The sequence below is a fragment of the Micromonospora sp. NPDC049240 genome (assembly GCF_040647835.1).
In the GTDB taxonomy this organism is placed as follows: Bacteria; Actinomycetota; Actinomycetes; order Mycobacteriales; family Micromonosporaceae; genus Micromonospora.
In genome coordinates this window covers 58786-78591 of the sequence record NZ_JBEZCX010000014.1, presented here as the reverse complement: position 1 = coordinate 78591, position 19806 = coordinate 58786, and the positions used below count along the sequence as shown (strand labels likewise).

At 74.9% G+C, this 19806-nt stretch carries 15 protein-coding genes; 9 read left to right on the top strand and 6 right to left on the bottom strand.

The window, feature by feature from the left end:
* Positions 1-20: 20 nt before the first annotated feature.
* The 6 genes from AB0B02_RS21975 (at position 21) to AB0B02_RS21950 (ending at position 7268) form a co-directional block, all read left to right on the top strand.
* Complete coding sequence (locus AB0B02_RS21975; protein ID WP_281936702.1) at positions 21-1820, top strand: long-chain fatty acid--CoA ligase; 1800 nt, start codon at positions 21-23, stop codon at positions 1818-1820.
* Between the two features lie 14 nt (positions 1821-1834).
* Complete coding sequence (locus AB0B02_RS21970) at positions 1835-3529, top strand: GAF domain-containing sensor histidine kinase (RefSeq protein ID WP_281936703.1); 1695 nt, start codon at positions 1835-1837, stop codon at positions 3527-3529.
* A gap of 7 nt (positions 3530-3536) precedes the next feature.
* Positions 3537-4205 carry a response regulator transcription factor gene (locus AB0B02_RS21965; RefSeq protein ID WP_007072219.1) on the top strand — a complete coding sequence of 223 codons (669 nt, stop codon included), beginning with the start codon at positions 3537-3539 and terminating at the stop codon, positions 4203-4205.
* Positions 4206-4402: 197 nt separating this feature from the next.
* Positions 4403-5215, top strand: a complete 813-nt coding sequence (locus tag AB0B02_RS21960; RefSeq protein WP_281936706.1) for an SAM-dependent methyltransferase — start codon at positions 4403-4405, stop codon at positions 5213-5215.
* A gap of 91 nt (positions 5216-5306) precedes the next feature.
* Positions 5307-6980 carry a bifunctional diguanylate cyclase/phosphodiesterase gene (locus AB0B02_RS21955; RefSeq protein WP_281938505.1) on the top strand — a complete coding sequence of 558 codons (1674 nt, stop codon included), beginning with the start codon at positions 5307-5309 and terminating at the stop codon, positions 6978-6980.
* An 87-nt stretch (positions 6981-7067) separates the two neighbouring features.
* Positions 7068-7268 carry a hypothetical protein gene (locus AB0B02_RS21950; protein ID WP_281936708.1) on the top strand — a complete coding sequence of 67 codons (201 nt, stop codon included), beginning with the start codon at positions 7068-7070 and terminating at the stop codon, positions 7266-7268.
* 33 nt (positions 7269-7301) lie between these two features.
* On the opposite strand, the gene AB0B02_RS21945 is transcribed toward AB0B02_RS21950, so the two are convergent.
* Together AB0B02_RS21945 and AB0B02_RS21940 are read right to left on the bottom strand one after the other, a co-directional pair.
* A complete protein-coding gene (locus AB0B02_RS21945; RefSeq protein ID WP_281936710.1) occupies positions 7302-7970 on the bottom strand; it encodes a response regulator transcription factor in 669 nt (222 codons plus the stop codon).
* A complete protein-coding gene (locus AB0B02_RS21940; protein ID WP_357302958.1) occupies positions 7922-9226 on the bottom strand; it encodes a histidine kinase in 1305 nt (434 codons plus the stop codon). Before AB0B02_RS21940 ends, AB0B02_RS21945 begins: the two co-directional genes overlap by 49 nt.
* 151 nt (positions 9227-9377) lie before the next feature.
* Between AB0B02_RS21940 and AB0B02_RS21935 the strand changes: the two genes are divergently transcribed.
* A complete protein-coding gene (locus AB0B02_RS21935) occupies positions 9378-11501 on the top strand; it encodes an MMPL family transporter (RefSeq protein WP_357302954.1) in 2124 nt (707 codons plus the stop codon).
* Positions 11502-11675: 174 nt separating this feature from the next.
* On the opposite strand, the gene AB0B02_RS21930 is transcribed toward AB0B02_RS21935, so the two are convergent.
* The 4 genes from AB0B02_RS21930 to AB0B02_RS21915 all read right to left on the bottom strand — a co-directional run bounded on the left by AB0B02_RS21930 (position 11676) and on the right by AB0B02_RS21915 (position 15985).
* On the bottom strand, positions 11676-12800 hold the full coding sequence (locus tag AB0B02_RS21930; RefSeq protein WP_281936718.1) for a glycosyltransferase family 4 protein: 1125 nt from the start codon (positions 12798-12800) through the stop codon (positions 11676-11678).
* On the bottom strand, positions 12797-14056 hold the full coding sequence (locus AB0B02_RS21925) for a M48 family metallopeptidase (protein ID WP_281936719.1): 1260 nt from the start codon (positions 14054-14056) through the stop codon (positions 12797-12799). Before AB0B02_RS21925 ends, AB0B02_RS21930 begins: the two co-directional genes overlap by 4 nt.
* A 142-nt stretch (positions 14057-14198) precedes the next feature.
* Positions 14199-14426, bottom strand: a complete 228-nt coding sequence (locus tag AB0B02_RS21920) for a hypothetical protein (protein ID WP_281936721.1) — start codon at positions 14424-14426, stop codon at positions 14199-14201.
* Between the two features lie 161 nt (positions 14427-14587).
* Positions 14588-15985, bottom strand: coding sequence for an NYN domain-containing protein (locus AB0B02_RS21915; RefSeq protein WP_281936723.1), 1398 nt, complete (start codon positions 15983-15985; stop codon positions 14588-14590).
* A 126-nt stretch (positions 15986-16111) separates the two neighbouring features.
* Between AB0B02_RS21915 and AB0B02_RS21910 the strand changes: the two genes are divergently transcribed.
* A complete protein-coding gene (locus AB0B02_RS21910) occupies positions 16112-17869 on the top strand; it encodes a DEDD exonuclease domain-containing protein (protein WP_357302948.1) in 1758 nt (585 codons plus the stop codon).
* A gap of 126 nt (positions 17870-17995) precedes the next feature.
* Positions 17996-19783: an HD domain-containing protein gene (locus AB0B02_RS21905; RefSeq protein ID WP_281936727.1), complete on the top strand. Its 1788-nt coding sequence runs from the start codon at positions 17996-17998 to the stop codon at positions 19781-19783.
* Positions 19784-19806 lie beyond the last annotated feature (23 nt).

The following is a 19806-nucleotide window of genomic DNA, read 5'->3' as shown; positions in this document are numbered from 1 at the left end:
GCGAGCACGAGGGAGTGCAGGTGCGCGAGTTCTCCGTCCCGCCGATCGTCACCGTCGGCGACGCGGCCAACCTGACCGACCCGGTCTGGGAAAACGCCGAGGTCGCCCCGGACACCGTGCAGTTCGTCCGGCCGGCCGGCGACGCGGGGCCGGTCGAGGTGACCTGCCGGCAGTTCCGCGACGAGGTGGTCGCGGTGGCCCGGGGCCTGATCGCGGCCGGCGTGTCCCCCGGCGACCGGGTCGCTCTGATGAGCCGCACCCGCTACGAGTGGACCCTGCTCGACTACGCCATCTGGGCGGCCGGCGCGGTCACCGTGCCGATCTACGAGACCTCCAGCGCCGAGCAGGCCGCCTGGATCCTCGGTGACTCGGGCGCGGTGGCCGTGGTGGTGGAGAGCACCGCGCACGCGACGCTCGTCGCCGGCGTCCGGGACCGGCTGCCCGACCTGCGCGAGGTCTGGCAGATCGAACTGGACGCGGTGCACGAACTGGTCACCGCCGGCGCCTCGGTGGACCCGGCCGAGGTCGAGGTGCGCCGCTCGACGCTCCGGGCCGACGACCTCGCCACGATCATCTACACCAGCGGCACCACCGGCCGGCCGAAGGGCTGCGTGCTGACCCACCGCAACATCTACGCCGACATCGCCAACGCGGTGCCGGTGCTGCCGAACCTGTTCCGCCAGGGCGCCTCCACCCTGCTCTTCCTGCCGCTGGCCCACGCGTTCGCCCGGCTGATCCAGGTCGGCGTGGTGCAGGCCCGGGCCACCATGGCGCACTGCGCGGACACCAGCGACCTGGTGGGCGCGCTCCAGGAGTTCAAGCCGACGTTCGTGCTCTCCGTACCCCGGGTCTTCGAGAAGGTCTACAACGGCGCGCGGCAGAAGGCCGAGGCGGACGGCAAGGGCAAGATCTTCGACCGCGCGGAGAAGGTCGCCATCGCCTGGAGCGAGGCGCTGGAGACGCCGGGCGGGCCGGGCCTGGCGCTGCGCGCCCAGCACGCGCTCTTCGACCGGCTGGTCTACGGCAGGCTGCGGGCGGCGCTGGGCGGCCGGTGCCGCGACGCGATCTCCGGCGGCGCACCGCTCGGCGCCCGGCTCGGGCACTTCTTCCGGGGCGTCGGGGTGACCGTCTGCGAGGGGTACGGCCTCACCGAGACGTCGCCGGCCGCCGCCGCGAACCTGCCCACCGGCACCCGGATCGGCACGGTCGGCCGCCCGCTGCCCGGCGTCACCGTCCGGATCGACGACGACGGCGAGATCCTGATCTCCGGCGACATCGTCTTCCAGGGGTACTGGCACAACGAGGCGGCCACCGCCGAGGCGCTCACCACCGACGGCTGGTTCCGCACCGGCGACCTGGGCCAGCTCGACGCGGACGGCTACCTCAGCATCACCGGCCGGAAGAAGGAGATCATCGTGACCGCCGGCGGCAAGAACGTCGCCCCGGCGGTGCTGGAGGACCAGGTGCGGGCGCACCCGCTGGTCAGCCAGTGCGTGGTGGTCGGCGACCGGCAGCCGTTCATCGCGGCGCTTGTCACCATCGACGAGGAGGCGCTGCCGAAGTGGCTGGCCGGGCAGGGGCGCCCGGAGACCACGAGCGCCGCCGAGCTGCGCGACGACGAGGCGCTGCGGGCCGAGGTGCAGGGCGCGGTCGACCAGGCCAACCAGTCCGTCTCCAAGGCCGAGGCGATCAAGGTGTTCCGGATCCTGCCCCAGGACTTCACCGAGGCGACCGGCGAGCTGACCCCCTCGCTGAAGGTCAAGCGGCAGGTCGTCCACAAGACGTACGCCACGGAGATCGCGGAGATCTACCGGCGCTGACTACGATCCGTCAGGTGCCCGCCTCCACATCCGGACAGCCGCAGACGCAGCTCCTCGCGGTCGCGGCCCGCGCGGTTCTCCTCGCGCTGGTCGCCGCCCTGACCCTGTTCGCCACCCGCGACGCCACCGAACTCTGGTGGATCGCCCTGCTCGGCGTCGCCGGGCTGCCCGCCGTCCTGGCCCCGCAGCACCGGCTGCTCACCCCGATCAGCCGCTTCGCCGAGGTGGTGGTGCTCGGGCTGGCCGCCAGCCAGGTCGCCGCCGACGCCCACCTCACCGGCGTCACCGACGGGATGGGCGCGTCGGCGGTGCTGCCGTACCTGGCCGTGCCGGTCACCGTGACCGCGCTGCGCCGCCGGTTCTCCGAGGGTGCCGCGCTGCTCGCGGTCACCGCGGCGACGCTGCTGGTCAGCGCCGCGTTCACCGAGGTCGGCGGCGAGCCGCAGCTCGGCCAGCTCGGTTACCTCGCGGTCTGCGCGCAGTGGCTGATCCTGGCCGGCCTCGGCCTCTACACCGCCGGCACGCTCCAGCGGGTGATGCGGGTCCGCGGCGAGGGCAAACCCCAGCCGTACGCCGAGGCCACCCGGCTGTTGACCCAGCTCCGGACGGTGGCCCGGCAGCTCCCCGGCGCCACCCTGGACCCGGGCGGCATCTCCGAGCACCTGCTGGAGGAGCTGCGGGTGGTGGCGAAGACCGACCGGGGCGCGGTGCTCTCCGCCAGCGGCGGCGGCCGGCTGGTGGTGCTCGCCCAGATCGGCGCGGACCGGGTCGACTGGGAGACCACGCTCGACGCCGACTCGGCCATCGCCGACGCCTGGGCCAGCCAGCAGCCGACCGTCTCGGCCCGCTCGCAGGCCCGGTCCCGGCACTCCGGTGAGGTGTCCGCGCTGATCGTGCCGCTGGTCGCCGGCGTCCGCACGGTCGGCCTGGTGGTGATCGAGGCGGACACCGGCGCCGCGTACCCGCCGCCGGTGGTGTCCCGGGTGACCGCGCTGACCGGCCCGGCGGCGCTGCGGCTGGAGGCCGCGCTGCTCTTCGACGAGGTGCGCTCGCTGGCCACCAACGAGGAGCGGCAGCGGCTGGCCCGGGAGATCCACGACGGGGTCGCCCAGGAGCTGGTGATGGTCGGGTACGGCATCGACAACGCCCTGGCGTACGTCGACGAGGACCCGAAGGAGACCGCCGAGGCGCTGCGTACGCTGCGGCACGAGGTCACCCGGGTGATCCAGGAGCTGCGGTTGAGCCTGTTCGAGCTGCGCAGCGAGGTGGACCGGCACGGTGGCCTGGCGGCGGCGATCGCCGAGTACGCCCGCACCGTCGGCGCCTCCGGCGGGCTGCGGGTGAACCTGTCCCTGGACGAGTCCACCGCCCGGCTGCCGGCCGCCACCGAGGCCGAGTTGCTGCGCATCGCCCAGGAGGCGGTGACCAACGCGCGCAAGCACGCCGGCGCGTCGAACCTCTGGGTCACCTGTGAGGTGGATCCCCCGTACGCCCGGATCGAAGTGTCGGATGACGGTCACGGCATCGGTGACCAGCGGCCCGAGGGGCACTATGGTCTTGCGATCATGGCGGAGAGGGCGGAACGTATCCGAGGCCGGTTGGAGATCAGGCCGCGGCAACCCAGCGGCACAACCGTGGCGGTGGTACTCGGCTCGTCGCCCCGGCGCGATAAGGTGCGCGGCAGCGCCGCAGCAGCAGAAGGGGAGTAACCCGAGGATGACCACTAGCCCGACACCGGCCACCCGGACCAAGGTTCTCCTTGTCGACGATCACGACCTGATCCGCAAGGGTCTGCGGCACGCCTTCGAGCGGGACCGGCAGTTCGAGGTCGTGGGTGAGGCCGCCACGGCCGCGGAGGGTGTGCGCCAGGCCGGCGCGCTCCAGCCCGACGTGGTGATCATGGACCTGCGACTGCCCGACGGCAGCGGTCTGGAGGCCACCCGCGCGCTGCGCAAGTCCAGCGCCTCGATGGGCATCGTGGTGCTCACCATGTACGCCGGTGACGACCAGCTCTTTGGCGCGCTGGAGGCGGGGGCGAGCGCGTTCGTCCCGAAGACCGCCCCGGCCGACGAGGTGGTGGCCGCCGCCCGGCACGCCGCCTCCTCCCCCAGCGCGTTCACCGCGGCCGACCTGGCCGAGGCGATGAAGCGCCGGCTGGCCCCGTCCGGCCCGCAGCTCTCCCCCCGCGAGGGGCAGGTGCTGCGTCTGCTCGCCGACGGCATGAGCGTCGCCGGCATCGCCAAGCAGCTCTTCGTCAGCGAGTCGACCGCCAAGACCCACATCTCCAAGCTCTACGAGAAGCTGGGCGCGGCCAACCGGGCCCAGGCGCTGATGACCGCGCTGCGGCTGGGGCTGCTGGAGGCCCCCGACGCGCCGAAGTTCTGACGGCACCGCCGGAGAGGCCCCGTCCGCACGCCGGACGCGGGCCTCTCCGGCATTCCGGGCGCGGGTCGACCGCGTACGGTGAACGGCCGGACGCGGAACGGCGGTGGTCTTTGCACCGCGACAGCGGCCGGGCAGAATACCCGGGTGATCCGCGCGGCGGTGACGCCGCGCGTCGCCGACACCCAAGGGGCAGGGACATGCAGCGGCCGGACTGGGCACCCGAGACCATCGACGTCGAGCGCCCGAGCGTGGCCCGCATGTACGACTACTACCTGGGCGGTTCGCACAACTTCGCGGCCGATCGGGCCGCCGCGCGGGCGATGGTCGAGGCGGTGCCGGAGGCCCCGCTGATGGCCCAGGCCAACCGCGCCTTCCTCCGCCGGGCGGTGCACTACCTGGCCGAGACCGGGGTGCGGCAGTTCCTGGACATCGGCTCCGGCATCCCGACCGTGGGCAACGTGCACGAGATCGCCCAGGGCATCGACCCCGGGTCCCGGGTGGTCTACGTCGACGTGGACCCGGTGGCGGTCGCGCACAGCCAGGAGATCCTGGCCGGCAACGAGCGGGCCGCCGTGGTCCGGGAGGACCTGCGCGACCCGGTGGCGATCCTGCGCCATCCGGAGGTCACCCGGTTGATCGACTTCACCGAGCCGGTCGCGGTGATGGTCGTGGCGGTACTGCACTTCATCCCGGACTCCGACCGCCCGGAGGAGGTCCTGCGGACGCTGCGCGCGGCGCTGGCGCCCGGCAGCCACCTGGTGCTCTCCCAGGCCAGCGACGACGGCCGGGACGGCACCGGCGAGCGGGCCGAGGCGGAACGGGTCTACCGGCGCACCGACAGCCAGCTCTTCATCCGCGGTCGGGCCGAGCTGACCGCGCTGTTCGCCGGGTTCGAGCTGGTCGACCCGGGTGTGGTGTGGGTGCCGCAGTGGCGACCGGACGCCCCCGACCAGGCGGAACACGCCGAACGGGCGGTCTTCATGGGCGGGGTCGGGCGGCTCGGTGCCTGACGACGTGGCCACCGTGACGGCCGGCCGCTGCCGCCCCGGCGTCTTCGCCCGGGCCTGGGCCAAGGCGGTCTCCGGGACCAGCTACCTGCCGATGACCCAGGCGCAGCTGGAGGAGATGCTGCAACGGCTCACCGAGCGGCTCGCCCAGGCGATGCGCGCCGACCCGTTCGACCTGCGGATCGGCCAGCAGGTGGGCGCGGAGCTGGTGCAGTCGCACATCGCCTCCGCCGAGGGCCTGGGTCGCACCGTCGAGGTGATCCAGCTCCGGCTGGTCCGCGACCTCGACCTGGACGTCGACGACGTCGAGGACCGGATGTCCCGGCTGCTCGCCACCGTCGCCACCGGGTACGCCCGGGCGCTGCGCGACCGCACGCTTGACGAGCAGGAGTCCATCCGGCGGGCCGCCATGATGGCGCGCGCCCAGGCCGAACGGGCGTTGCGGGACAGCGAGGCCCGGTTCCGGCACCAGGCCACCCACGACCCGCTGACCGACCTGCCGAACCGCACACTGTTCACCGAGCGGCTGACCGCCGCGATCGTCGCGCCCGGGCGGGGCGCGGACCGGATCGGGGTCTGCTTCCTCGACCTGGACCGGTTCAAGGTGGTCAACGACTCCCTCGGTCACCAGGTCGGCGACTCGCTGCTGGTGGCGGTGGCGCAGCGGCTGCGCCGGACGCTCGGCGAGCACCTGGTGGCCCGCCTGGGCGGCGACGAGTTCGTGATCCTGGTGGAGCGCACCGCCGGCACCGACGACGTGGTCAAGGTCGCCGAGGCGGCGCTGGAGGCGGTACGCGAGCCCGCGCTCGTCGACGGGCACGAGCTGACGGTGTCGGCGAGCATCGGCATCGTGGAGCGGCCGGTGGCCGGCACCTCGCCGATGGAGCTGATGCGCGCCGCGGACAGCACGCTGCACTGGGCCAAGGCCGCCGGCGGGGCCCGCTGGTCGTTGTTCGACGCCGACCGTAACCGCCGCGAGCTGGCCCGGTACGCGCTCTCCGCGGCGATCCCGGCCGCGCTGGACCGGGGCGAGTTCTACCTCGACTACCAGCCGCTGACGTCGCTGCGCGACGGCCGGGTGCTCGGCATGGAGGCGCTGGTGCGCTGGCGCCACCCGGAGCTGGGGGTGCTCCGGCCGGACAGCTTCATCCCGCTGGCCGAGGAGACCGGCCTGATCGTCCGGCTCGGCAGCTGGGTGCTGGCCGAGGCGTGCCGCGAGGCGGGCACCTGGTCGGCGGCGGGTGGCGACGCGCCGTTCGTCAGCGTCAACCTGGCCGTACGCCAGTTGCACCGGGCCGACCTGGTGCCCGAGGTGCGGGGCGTGCTCGGCCGCACCGGCCTGCCCCCGGAACGGCTGCAACTGGAGGTCACCGAGAGCACCATGATGAGCACCGTGGTCGAGCCGGTCCGGGCCCTGCGGGTGCTCGGCGATCTCGGCGTCCGGGTGGCCATCGACGACTTCGGCACCGGCTACTGCAATCTCGCGTACCTGCGGGACCTGCCGGTGACCGAGTTGAAGGTGGCCGGCGAGTTCGTGACCGGGCTGCGCGCGCCGGCCGGCGACCCGGGCGGCCGTACCGACGAGCGGATCCTCGCCTCGCTGGTCTCGCTGGCGCACGCCCTGGACCTCACGGTCACCGCCGAGGGGGTGGAGACGGCCGGCCAGGCGGACCGGTTGCGCGCCATCGGCTGCGACGCCGGTCAGGGCTGGCACTTCGGCCGCCCCGGCTCGGCGCGGCAACACCTCACCCGCGCGCCCGCGGCGTAAGGAGGGGCCCCTTCCTAACGCTTCAGGTATAGGAGGGGGCCCCGCCCAACAACGTGGCCGAACCTTTTCCCGACCCCGGAGGCACCCATGACCGGTCAGCGCGTTCTTGCCCTCGTGCTCTTCGTCGTCGCGTTCCTGGCGCTGGCAGCCTCCCGCGCCTTCCCCTTCCTGGACGACGTCCCCGGTGCGGCAAAGGTTGGCATCGCGGTGGCTGGAGCCGCCTGCGTACTGGTGGGTGTCTGGCTGTGGCGGCGAGCCAGCCCCGAATCCGAGGGCATCGATGGATGAGCTGGGTGAACGCACCCCGGTCGCCGCACGCGGTCAACCTGCCTGGCGGCGGGTGTCCGCCCCGTCCAGATAGGCCAGCACGGCCAGCACCCGCCGGTTGTCGTCACCGGACGGCGGCATCCGCAGCTTGCTGAAGATGCTGTTGATGTGCTTGTCGACGGCCTTCTCGGTGACGAACAGCCGGGCCGCCACCGCGGCGTTCGACCGGCCCTCGGCCATCAGGCCGAGCACCTCGCGTTCCCGCGCGGTCAGCTCGGCGAGCGGCCCGGCGCCGTCGCGGCGGGCCAGCAACTGGGCCACCACCTCCGGGTCCATCACGGTGCCGCCGGCGGCGACCCGGCGCACCGCGTCGACGAACTGGTCCACGTGCGACACCCGGTCCTTGAGCAGGTAGCCGACGCCGCCGCGCCGGTCGGCGAGCAGCTCACGAGCGTAGAGCTGCTCGACGTGCTGGGACAGCACGAGCACCGGCAGCCCGGGCAGCTCGGCGCGGGCCCGCACGGCCGCCTGCAACCCCTCGTCGCTGAACGTCGGCGGCAGCCGTACGTCGATCACCGCGACGTCCGGCCGGTGCGCGGCCAGCGCGGGCAGCACTGACGGTCCGTTGTCGACGGCGGCCACCACCTGGCAGCCGAACGCCTCCAGGATCCTGGTCAGCCCGTCCCGGAGGAGGGCGAGGTCCTCGGCGATGACAACGCGCACGGCAGCTCCATGCTGATGACGGTGGGTCCACCGACCGGACTGGTCACTGCCATCGTCCCATCGAACGCGGCCAGCCGGCGTCCGGTCCCGGCCAGACCGCCGCCGGCCGCCGGCGCCGCCCCGCCCCGGCCGTCGTCACCGACCACGGCGGTCAGCCGCCCGTCGGCGTGCCGCAGCTCCACCCAGGCCCGGGTCGCCCCGCTGTGCTTGCCCACGTTGGCCAGCGCCTCGGCGACCGCGAAGTAGACAGCCGACTCGACCGGGGCGGCGGCCCGGCCGGGCAGGTCGACGGTGACCTCCACCGGCAGCGGCACGGCCAGCGCCAGCGCCCGTACCGCGCCGGGCAGGCCGCGCTCGGCGAGCACCGGCGGGTGGATGCCGCGAACCAGCCCGCGCAGCTCGGCCAGGGCCTGGCCGCTGGTCTCCCGGGCCTCGGCGAGCAGCCGGCGGACCGCCTCCGGGTCGTCACGGACCAGTTGCTCGGCCAGCCCGATGCTCATGCTCAGCGCGACCAGCCGGGCCTGCGCCCCGTCGTGCAGGTCCCGTTCGATCCGGCGCAGCTCGGCGGCCTGCGCGTCCACCGCCTCGGCCCGGGTGACGGTGAGCTGACGCACCCGCAGCGCCAACGCGGCGCCGCGGGTCGGGGTGAGGAAGAACCCGGCGAACGTCACGTGCAGCCAGACCAGCCAGCGCCCGGCGGCCACCCCGGCGGCCAGCAGCAGCGCGCCCAACGGGACGCAGAGCACCGCCTCGACGAGGTTGTCGAGCGGCCAGAACGGGCCGTAGCCGTACCAGACGCCGGCGGCACGCAGCACCAGCGGCACGCCGATCAACCCCTCCAGCCCGTACAGCGGGAGGACGAACGCGGCCAGGCACACCGCGCCGGTGACCGCGCCGGGCAGCAGCCAGGCCAGATCCCGCCAGGTCGCCGGGTCGCCCACCACCCACCGGAACCGCCGCCAGGTGCCGAACTGGGCACCGGCCGGCGTGGGCAGGTAGGGCGTGGGCATCTCGACGCCGCTCCACCGGGCCAGCCGGCGGTGCAGCCCGGCGCAGATCCGGACCGCGCCGGTGACCACCGGGAAGAGGGCGAAGCCGACGCCGAACGCCGGGATCAGCAGCAGCGCGACCAGCGACAGCACGAACAGGGCCACGTGCGTGGTCAACGACAGCAGCGCGGTCAGCAGCCCCTGGGCGGCGGTCACCGCGGCGGGCCGCAGCCGGGTCCGGAGCAGTACCCGTACCGATGCGTCCACGAGTTCCATTCTCCGGTATCACCGCCGGTCCGCCGGTGGTGCTGGCACCACCCGTGGAGTCGGGGCGGCACCCCTGACCGGCGGGCCGCCGGCCCGAAGGATCGAGTCAGGGCCCGCGGTCCACGCCGGGCGACGAGTGAGAGGAACCCTGATGTCCCCGCACCGAACGGCCCGGCTGCCCGCCGGCCGCCGCGGCAAGTACGCCGTCCTCGTCCTCTGGCTGGCGCTGCTCGCGGTCGCCGGGCCGCTCGCGTTGAAGCTGGGCGAGACGCAGGACAACTCGACGCTCGGCGCGTTGCCGCCCGGCGTCGAGAGCAGCCGCGCCGCACAGCGGGCCGAAGCCGCCTTCCCCGAGTCCCGCCGGCAGTTGGCCGTCGCCGTGTACGTCCGCGACACCGGCCTCACCGCCGCCGACCGGGCCCGGGTCGACGCCGACCGGGCGGCCTTCGCCGGGTACGCCGACGGCGGCGCGGTCTCCGCGCCGGCGCCGAGCGCGGACGGCCGGGCGCTGCTGTTCTCGCTCCCGGTCACCCTCGACGAGGAGCGACGCGCCGACGCGGTGCGCGCCATGAAGGACCGGCTCGTCGACGCGGCGCCCGGCCTGCGGACCGCGCTGACCGGCGACGCGGTCGCCGAGAGCGACGTCTGGGACGCGTTCGACGGGATGGACGGCGCGTTACTGCTGGCCACCGCCGTCACCGTCGCCCTGCTCCTGCTCGTCACCTACCGCAGCCCGGTGCTGTGGCTGGTGCCGCTGCTCGCGGTCGGCGTCGCCAACCAGCTCGCCGGCGCCACCGTCTACCTGCTGGCCCGGCACGCCGGCCTGGCGGTGGACTTCCAGAGCCAGACCATCCTCACCGTGCTGGTCTTCGGCGTCGGCGTGGACTACGCCCTGCTGCTCATCGCCCGCTACCGCGAGGAGCTGCGCCGGCACGCCGACCGGCACGCCGCGATGGCGGTGGCGCTGCGCCGGTCGTACGGCGCGGTCTGCGCCTCCGCGGCGACTGTCGCGCTCGGGCTGCTCTGCCTCGTCGCGGCGGACCTGCCCGCCACCCGCGGCCTGGGACCGGTCGGCGCGGTCGGCATCGTGGCCGCGTTGCTGGCGATGACCACGCTGCTGCCGGCGGTGCTCGTGGTGTGCGGGCGGTGGCTGTTCTGGCCGTTCGTGCCGCGCCACACGCCCGGCGCGGACGAGCGCGACCTCGGCGCCGACCACGGGGTGTGGCGGCGGATCGCCGGCCTGGTCGGTCGCCGGCCGCGCCCGGTCTGGGTGGGCACCGCCGTCGCCCTGGTCGCGTTGACCCTCGGGATCGGCAATCTCACCCTGGGCCTGCCCGACGACGAGTCGTTCACCACCGAGGTCGGCTCGGTCGCCGGTCAGCGGCTGGTCGCCGCCCACTACCCGGGCGGGTCGGTCGCGCCGGTCGAGGTGCTGGCCGCCGCCGGCACGGCCGACCTGGTCACCGGCGCGGTCCGCGCGGTGCCGGGCGTCGCGGAGGTGGGCGGTCCGCAGCCGTCCGCCGACGGTCGTTGGGTACGGGTCACCGCGGTGCTCGCCGCCGCCCCGGACAGCGCCGCGGCCCGGGACACGGTGGGCCGGCTGCGCACCGCCGTGCACGCGGTGCCCGGGTCGCAGACGCTCGTCGGCGGGCGCACCGCGACGCTGCTCGACGAGCGACGCACCGTGGACCGGGACAACCGGGTGGTCATCCCGCTGGTGCTCGCCGTGGTCCTGGTGATCCTGATGCTCCTGCTGCGCGCGCTCGTCGCGCCGCTGCTGCTGATGGCGAGCGTGGTGCTGTCGTACGCGGCGGCGATGGGCGGCGCCGGGCTGCTGCTCGACGCGTTGGGCCACCCGCGGCTGTTCGTCGGCGTGCCGTTGCAGGCGTTCCTGTTCCTGGTCGCCCTCGGCGTGGACTACACGATCTTCCTGATGACCCGGGCCCGGGAGGAGACCGCGTCGATCGGGCACCGGCCCGGGACGCTGCGGGCGCTCACTGTCACCGGCGGCGTGATCACCAGCGCCGGGGTGGTGCTGGCGGCCACCTTCGGCGCCCTGCTGGTGCTGCCGCTGGTGCCGTCGGTGCAGATGGGGGTGATCGTGGCGGTCGGGATCCTGCTCGACACGTTCCTGGTTCGCAGCCTGCTGATCCCGGCGCTGACCCTGGACCTGGGCGTGCGTGTCTGGTGGCCGGGACGGCTGTCGCGTCGCACGGCCGAGCGTCAGGAGGAGGCCCCGCCCACCGCGTCGAGGAGAGAAGCGGCCCCCGCCTGACACGTCGCCGCCGACGAGCCCGCGCCGTCCGCCCGGAGTGCCACGACCTCGCCCTCGGGGCGGGACGCGGTTCGGGGGCGGGCGGGCGGCGCGCTCGACGTGTCCGGGCGGGAAGCGGCGCACGGGTGAGGCGGAGACGGGACGGCGGTGGCCGGTGAACCGCTCGGGCGCCGGTCAGCCGGCGAGCAGCGTGGCCATCCGCTCGGCCTGGGTCTCCCAGCGCCACTCCCGCTCGACCCAGGCCCGGCCGGCCGCGCCGAGCTGACGGGCCAGGTCCCGGTCGGCGAGCAGGGTCGCCACCCGGTCGGCGAGCTGGGCGACGTCCCGTCCCCGGACCACGTACCCGGTCTCCCCCTCGCGGACCGCGTCCGGCGCGCCACCGGAGTCGCCCGCCACCACCGGCAGCCCGGTCGCGCTCGCCTCCAGGTAGACGATGCCCAGGCCCTCCACGTCCAGGCCACGGTTGCGGGTGCGGCAGGGCATCGCGTAGACGTCGCCGGCGGCGTAGTGCGCGGGCAGTTCGGCGCTGGGCACCGAGCCGGTGAAGACCACGTCCCGCTCCACCCCGGCCTGCCGGGCCAGTTTCTCCAGGGTGGCCCGGTAGGGCCCGCCGCCGACCACCAGCAGCGCGGCGTCCGGCACCCGGCGGCGGATCTCCGGCAGCGCCCGGATCAGCGCGTCCTGCCCCTTGCGCGGCACCAGTCGCGACACGCACACCACCACCGGCCGGTCGGCGAGGCCGAGTCGCGCCCGGACCGGCTCGCCGTCGACGCCGGGATGGTAGGTCTCCACGTCGACGCCGGGCGCGAGGCGGCGCAGCTCGGTCAGCCCGTCCAACGCCCGGGCCAGCCGCACCCGGGTGTACTCGCCGAGGTAGGTGGTCACGTCCACGCCCCGGCCGATGCGTCGCAGCGCGGACCGGGCGCCGGGCAACGCGGCCCACCCGACCTCGTGCCCGTGCGTCAGCGCCACCGCCCGGCGGATCCCGGCCCGGCGGCGCAGCCCCGACGCGAGCAACCCCAGCGGCGCCGCCGCGCCGAACCACACCGTGTCGCAGTCGTACGCCCGGGCCAGCCGGGCCGCCCGACGGGCGATCAGCGGCGTGGGCAGCAGCACCCGGGTGCGTTCCCGGACCACCTCGAACGGCTGGTCGGCGTCGAACTTCTCCGCGTCCCGCCAGCTCGACGCGTAGACCACCACCGAGCCGGGCGGCTGGCGCACCGCGAGGTTGTGCACGAAGGACTGGATGCCGCCGGGGCGGGGCGGGAAGTCGTTGGTGATCAGCAAGGTGCGGCTCATCGGCCGTGCTCCCTGGCGTAGGCGCGGGCGGCGGCCATCCGCTCCACGGTGGACGGGTGGGACGCCGACCACAGGTACTCCCAGCGCGGCGGGTCGGGGTCGGCCAGGTTCACCCCGGCCAGCCGGCGCTGCATCGCCTCGAACGTCGCCGGGTCGCCGGTGAGCGCCAGCGCGTGCGCGTCGGCCCGGGCCTCCACCCGTCGGGAGACCAGCGCCTGCACCGGGGTGGCCACCAGCCCGACCACCGTGACCAGCGCGACGAGCAGCGGGAACGCCCGCGGCTGGGCGATGGAGTCGACGCCGGCCAGCCGCAGCAGCGGGGCCCAGGAGCCGACCAGGTACAGCGCCACCACCGCGGCGGCGGCGCCGAACGCGCCGATCAGCGTGCCGGTCCAGACGTCGCGGTCCTTGGCGTGCCCCAGCTCGTGGGCGACCACGCTTGTCACCTCCGCCGGTTCCGCCTCGCGCAGCAGCGTGTCGTAGACCACCACCCGCCGGGTCGGCCCGAGCCCGGAGACGTAGGCGTTCACCGCCCGGGTCCGCCGGGACGCGTCGGCGACCAGCACGTCGCGGACCGGGACGCCGTCCCGGGCGGCCATGGTGGTCAGCTCGGTGCGCAGCGGGCCAGGCTCCATCGGGGTGAACCTGTTGAACACCGGTTCGACGAGCACCGGCAGCACGAACGACAGGATCACCACCAGGGCGGCGGCGCCGGCCGCGCCGTACGCCCACCACCACCGGGGGGCGAGCCGGACCACCGAGTAGAAGGCGAGCAGGACGAGCGCGCCGATGACCGCGCTGACCGCGTACGACTTGAGCAGGTCGACCGTCCAGCCGCCCCAGCCCTGGGTGCTCAGCCCGTAGCGGACCAGCACGGTGCGCCGCCAGGCCGCGAACGGCAGGGTGAGCAGGTCGGCGAGGAACATGACGCCCAACCCGCCGAGCACGGCCTGGGCCACCCAGTGCCCGCCGAAGGGCCGGCCGGCCAGCTCGACCAGACGCCCGCCCAGCGGGGTGAGCCCGAGCAGCAGCGCCACCACCAGACCGACCACGAGCGCCGACCAGCCGGCCGGGCGCAACGCGCCGCTGAACGCCCGGCCTCGGGCCACCTGCTCGACCGGGAGCGCCCGCAACGCGGCGAGCTGGTCGGCGCGGGGCGCCGGCGGCCGGCTCCACGGCACCAGCAGCGCCACGGTGACGACGAGCGCCACCGCCAGCCCGGCCAGGGTCAGCAGCGCCCAGCCGCGCGGGCTCACCGCCCCACCCCGCCGTCGCCACCCGTCCGCGTCATGCCGCTCCCTCCCGCTGTGACCGCCCATCCTATGGCCCGGGCGCGGCGGGACGGCCCGGTGCCCGGGCGCCGCCGCCTGGGTGGGGCTTGGACGACGGCCGGCGGGGTCAGGCCACCCGGCGGCGGGTGGCGCGGTGGGGTGCGGGTGCGGATGCGGGGGTGGCCGCCGGTGGCAGCACCTCCACGTCGAAGCCGGCCCGGGCGAACACCTCGATCGCCCGGTGCTCGGCCGGGCCCAGGTCGGCCGCCGGGGAGTCGGCGTCGAGCAGCGCGGTCACCAGGCACCCGGCGCAGCCGGCGCCGCGGATGCCGCAGCCGTCGCAGTCGATGAGCATGAACGCCTCCTGACGCGGTCGCCGGTGGCGGTCGGGGAAGGGTCCACCACCGTCGGTCACCGGAAGGCTATGCGTCGGGTACGACAGAACCGGACAACGAGGCAGCACCCACCCCGAAAACGATCATCCAGTCACCAGTCCGCCGAAGCGGCGCGAGCGGGTCAGGAGCGGGCGAGCCGGCGCAGCAGCGAGTCGGCGCCCAGCGGGTACGCGCCGTGCCGGCGTACCCCGTCGGCGACCTCGCGGTCCGACGAGACGACCACCACCGGCCGGCCGGCCGGCTCGGCGCGGACCAGCCGCCGGATCAGCTCGTCCGCCGTCTCGCCCTTGCGGGAGAAGAGCACCCGCACGCCGCGCGGCGCCGGCGGCAGCCCGTGGATCCGCTCGGCGCCGTCGAAGACCACCGTGACCTCGTCCCCGGTCTGCGCCGCGATCCCGCCCAACCCGGTGATCAGCCGCTTGCGCTGCTGCTCCAGCGACATCTCCCCGAAGCCGCGCTTGGTGACGTTGTAGCCGTCCACCACCAGGTGCGCCCGGGGCAGCGCGAGGAGCTGGTCGAGCCGGGCCGGGTCGTCGGTGTCGCGGGCCCGGGTCGCCGGTCCGACCTGGGCGGCGCCCGGCTGGTCGGCGAACGCGTCGGCGACGAAGTCCGCCGGCAGCGTGTCCACCGGGTCGAGTGCCAGCTCCCGGCGTAGCCCGACCGCGGCCTGCCCGATCGTCTCCAGCAGCAGCCACAGCCGGGCGTCGTCGACGGAGCGGGCCTCCTTGGCGCTGGCCCGGGCCACCCCGGCGGCGGCCTCCGCCTCGGCCAGCCGGGCCCGGGCGCGGCGCAGCTCGGCGTCCGCGTCGGCCGCCGCGCGGGCCGCCCGGCCCCGTTCGGTGGCCAGCAGCTCGGTGGCCCGGCGCTCCCGGGCCTGGGTCTCCCGCAGGGTACGGGCCAACTGCCGGGCCTCCTCGCGGAGCTGGCCCAGCTCCTCGCGGACCCGGGCCAGCTCGTCGCGGAGCTTCTCGGCCTCGACCCGGGCCACCGCCCGGTCGTGCTCGGCGCGGGTGGCCCGCTGCTCGGCCTCCCGGACCAGCTCGGCCACGACCGCGCTGTCCGCCTCGGCGCGCACCGCCTCGCCGCTGGCCTCGATCAGCTCGCGCCAGCCCCGGGGCCGGGCCAGGTAGGCCAGCGCGGCCACCTCGACCGGGTCGGCGGCGGCCGGCGCGGTGCCCTCCACCACCGCCGCGCCGAGGTCACCGGCGTCGGCCAGCACCCGGGCGGTGACCCGCTGCCGGAACAGCGGGTCGGCGGTGAGCTGGGCGGCGATCACCGGAGCGCCGAGCCGGGCACGGCGGTTGGGGGCGAACTTGGCGACCCGGCGCAGCGGCACCGGCACCTCGTCGGCGGGCAGGCCGGGCAGGACCGCGGCGGTCAGCGTGACGATCCGCTGGCGGACCGGCTCGGGGAGCGTGGGCTCGGGCTCGGGCGGCGACGGGTCCTCACCGGGCTCGGGCGCGCCGACCACCGGCTCCTCCGCGGAGGAGCGGTCGTCGTGCGGCTCGGTGAGGGGCATGTGGCAAGTCTCCCACCCCGAACGGGCCCACCGCCCGGTGAGTGAGCCGATCTCTCATCGTACCCCCGTGGTATCAGCGGGGCCGGAGTGACGCGAGTGTCGGACCGTGCCGTTACCGTCCCGCTGGTGACGGGAACGGAGTACGTCCAGGAGTCGCTGGCCGGTCTGGACCGGGCGGCGGGCGGCGGCGTCGACCCCGCGCTGCCGCTCTACGCGACCACCTTCGTGGTGGTCGACCTGGAGACCACCGGCGGCGCGCCGGACGGCGGCGGGATCACCGAGATCGGCGCGGTGAAGGTCCGCGGCGGCGAGGAGCTGGGCGTGCTCGCCACGCTCGTCAACCCGGGCGTGCCGATCCCGCCGTTCATCACCGTGCTGACCGGGATCACCCAGGCGATGCTGGTGCCCGCCCCGCCGATCGAGCAGGTGCTGCCGAGCTTCCTGGAGTTCCTCACCGACGCCGTGCTGGTCGCCCACAACGCCCCGTACGACGTGGGCTTCCTCAAGGCCGCCTGCGCGAAGCACGGCTACCGCTGGCCCAACCCGCGGGTGCTGGACACCGCCGCGCTGGCCCGGCGGGTGCTCACCCGCGACGAGGTGCCCAACCGCAAGCTGGGCACGCTGGCCGGCTACTTCCGCACCGCCACCCAGCCCACCCACCGGGCGCTCGACGACGCCAAGGCCACCGTCGACGTGCTGCACGGGCTGATCGGCCGCCTGGGCGGGCACCGGGTCGACACGATCGGCGAGGCGATCGAGTTCGCCCGGGCGGTCACCCCGACCCAGCGCCGCAAGCGGCACCTCGCCGAAGGGCTGCCGAAGGTGCCCGGCGTCTACATCTTCCGGGCCGCCGACGACCGACCGCTCTACGTCGGCACGTCCGTCGACATCGCCACCCGGGTGCGCAGCTACTTCACCGCCGGCGAGAAACGGGCCCGGATCTCCGAGATGCTGGCCACCGCCGAGCGGGTGGAGGCGGTCGAGTGCGCCCACTCGCTGGAGGCCGAGGTCCGCGAGCTGCGGCTGATCGCCGCGCACGCCCCGCCGTACAATCGCCGGTCGAAATACCCGGAGCGCCAGGTCTGGCTGAAGCTCACCGACGAGGCGTACCCCCGGTTGTCGGTCGTCCGCGACCTCGGCCCCACCGACACCGCCTACCTCGGCCCGTTCCGGTCCAAACAGGCCGCGGAGCTGGCCGCCGCCGGCTTCCACGACGCGGTGCCGCTGCGTCAGTGCACCCACCGGCTCTCCCGACGCACCACCATGCCGGCCTGCGCGCTGGCCGAGCTGGGTCGCTGCCCGGCGCCCTGCGAGCACCGGATCACCCCGGAGGAGTACGAACACGCCGCCGCCACCCCGTTCCGCACCGCCACCCGCGACGATCCCGCCGTGGTGGTCGACGCCCTGCTCGCCCGGATCGAGGTGCTGTCCGCCGCCCAGCGCTACGAGGAGGCGGCGGTGGCACGGGGCCGGCTGGTCGCGGTGCTGCGCGCGGCGGTCCGGATGCAGCGCCTGGCGGCGTTGACCGGCATCACCGAGCTGGCCGCCGCCCGGCCCGCCGCCCGGGGCGGCTGGGAGCTGGCGCTGGTCCGACACGGGCGGCTCGCCGGGGCCGGCGTGTCGCCACCCGGTGTCCACCCACGACCGACCATCGCAGCGATCCGGGCCACCGCCGAGACGGTGCTGCCCGGGCACGGTCCGGTGCCGGCGGCCACCGCCGAGGAGACCGAGCGGATCCTGTCCTGGTTGGAACGGCCGGAGACGCGACTGGTCGAGGCCACCGCCGGATGGGCCTCGCCGGTGGCCGGCGCGGGGCGCTTCCGCGACCTGCTGGCGAAGGCCGAGAACGGCGGATCCCACCAACTCTCGACCGAACGCTCATGACCAAGTGTCCGATCGGACGACGCCGACTCCCTTAGGCTGTTGAAGAAGTGCAGCACTGCCCGATTCGCGGGTCTGCTCCCGGTCACCGGCCCCGGTGACCGCGGGCCGGGTGAGGAGGTGTCCCAGGTGGACGTCGACGCCGGACACGGCGCCGCCCTGGGCGGCGCCCTTCCGAACCAGGGCGAGCTACCGCTCACCCGCCGGCTGCGTTCACTGCTCACCTGGCCCACCGCCGACGGCGACCCGGTCACCGCGCTGGTCCGCGCCCATCGCGGCATCCACGCCAGCGCCGACGTCTCGGTGCTGCGCCGGGCGTACACGATCGCCGAGAACATGCACCGCGGCCAGTTCCGCAAGAGCGGCGAGCCCTACATCACCCATCCGTTCGCGGTGGCGCAGATCTGCGCCGACCTCGGCATGGACACCACCACGCTGGTCGCCGCGCTGCTGCACGACACGGTGGAGGACACCCGCTACACGCTCCAGGCGCTCCAGGAGGACTTCGGCCGCGAGGTGGCCCACCTGGTCGACGGCGTGACCAAGTTCGACAAGGCGTTCTACGGCAAGGCCGCCGAGGCGGAGACCGTCCGCAAGATGATCGTGGCAGCCGGCAAGGACGTCCGGGTGCTGGTCATCAAGCTGGCCGACCGGCTGCACAACATGCGGACGCTCGGCGTCCGCTCCGCCGCCTCGCGGGAACGGATCGCCCGCAAGACCCTCGACGTGCTGGTCCCGCTCTGCGACCGGCTGGGCATCCAGACGCTCAAACGCGAACTGGACGACGTGGTGCTGTTGCACCTGCGGCCCGAGGAGCACGCGCGGATCGCCCGGTTCGTGCACGACCGGCCCGGCTGGGACGCCTACCTCGCCGACGTGGTGGCCCGCACCCGGGCGGCGCTGCGCCGCAGCCGGGTGGACGCCGACGTCTCCCCCCGCCCGCGGCACCTCTACTCGATCTGGAAGGACACCGTCGCCGGCGGCCACGCCGCCCCGTACGACCTGCCCCGCATCGCCATCGTGGTGGACGGCCCGGCGACCGACTGCTACGCCGCGCTGGGCGCTGTGCACGGGCTCTGGCGACCGGTTCCGGGCCGCTTCAAGGACTTCATCGCCTCACCGAAGAACAACCTCTACCGGTCGCTGCACACCAGCGTCTGCGGCCCGCAGGACCGCACGGTCGAGGTGCTGATCCGCACCACCGAGATGCACCGCTCCGCGGAGTACGGCGTGGCCGCCCACTACCGTTTCCCGCGCGCCGCCGGCCGGGCCGCCGACCGGGCGGACGAGCTGGCCTGGCTGCGCCGGGTGCTCGACTGGGAGCAGGACACGGTCGACCCGACCCAGTTCATGGCGTCACTGCGCTGTGACCTGGCGGAGGCGCAGATCCAGGTGGTCGCCGACGGTCGCCAGCTGGTGCTGCCGGCCGGGGCCACCCCGGTCGACCTCGCGTACGAGCTGGGCACCGAACGCGGCGACCACTGCCTCGCCGCCCGGATCAACGGCCGGCTGGCCCCGCTCTCCTCCGAGCTGGAGGAGGGCGACGTGGTGGAGATCTTCACCGAGAGCGACGCGGAGAGCGGCTTCGAGGCCGACGTCGCGCCCCGCGGTCCGCGCCGGGAGTGGCTGGGCTTCGTCAAGTCCCCGCACGCCCAGATGCAGATCAACAGGTGGTTCGCCGAGCACACCGAGCCGGGCATCTCGATCGCCGACAAGGTCCGGCTCGGCCGCGCCTCGATCGGCCTGGCGCTGCGCAAGCACAACCGGGGCCTGGCCAGCGACCTGCCCCTGCTGCGGCTCTCCGAGGAACTGGGCTATCCCGACCTGGAGACGCTGCTGGTCGCGGTCTTCGACCGCTCGGTCGAGCCGGACGCGGTGGTCCAGCAGCTCATCGACCTGGTCGACCACCGGCAGTAAGGTGAAGGGCCTTCGCCCCCGCC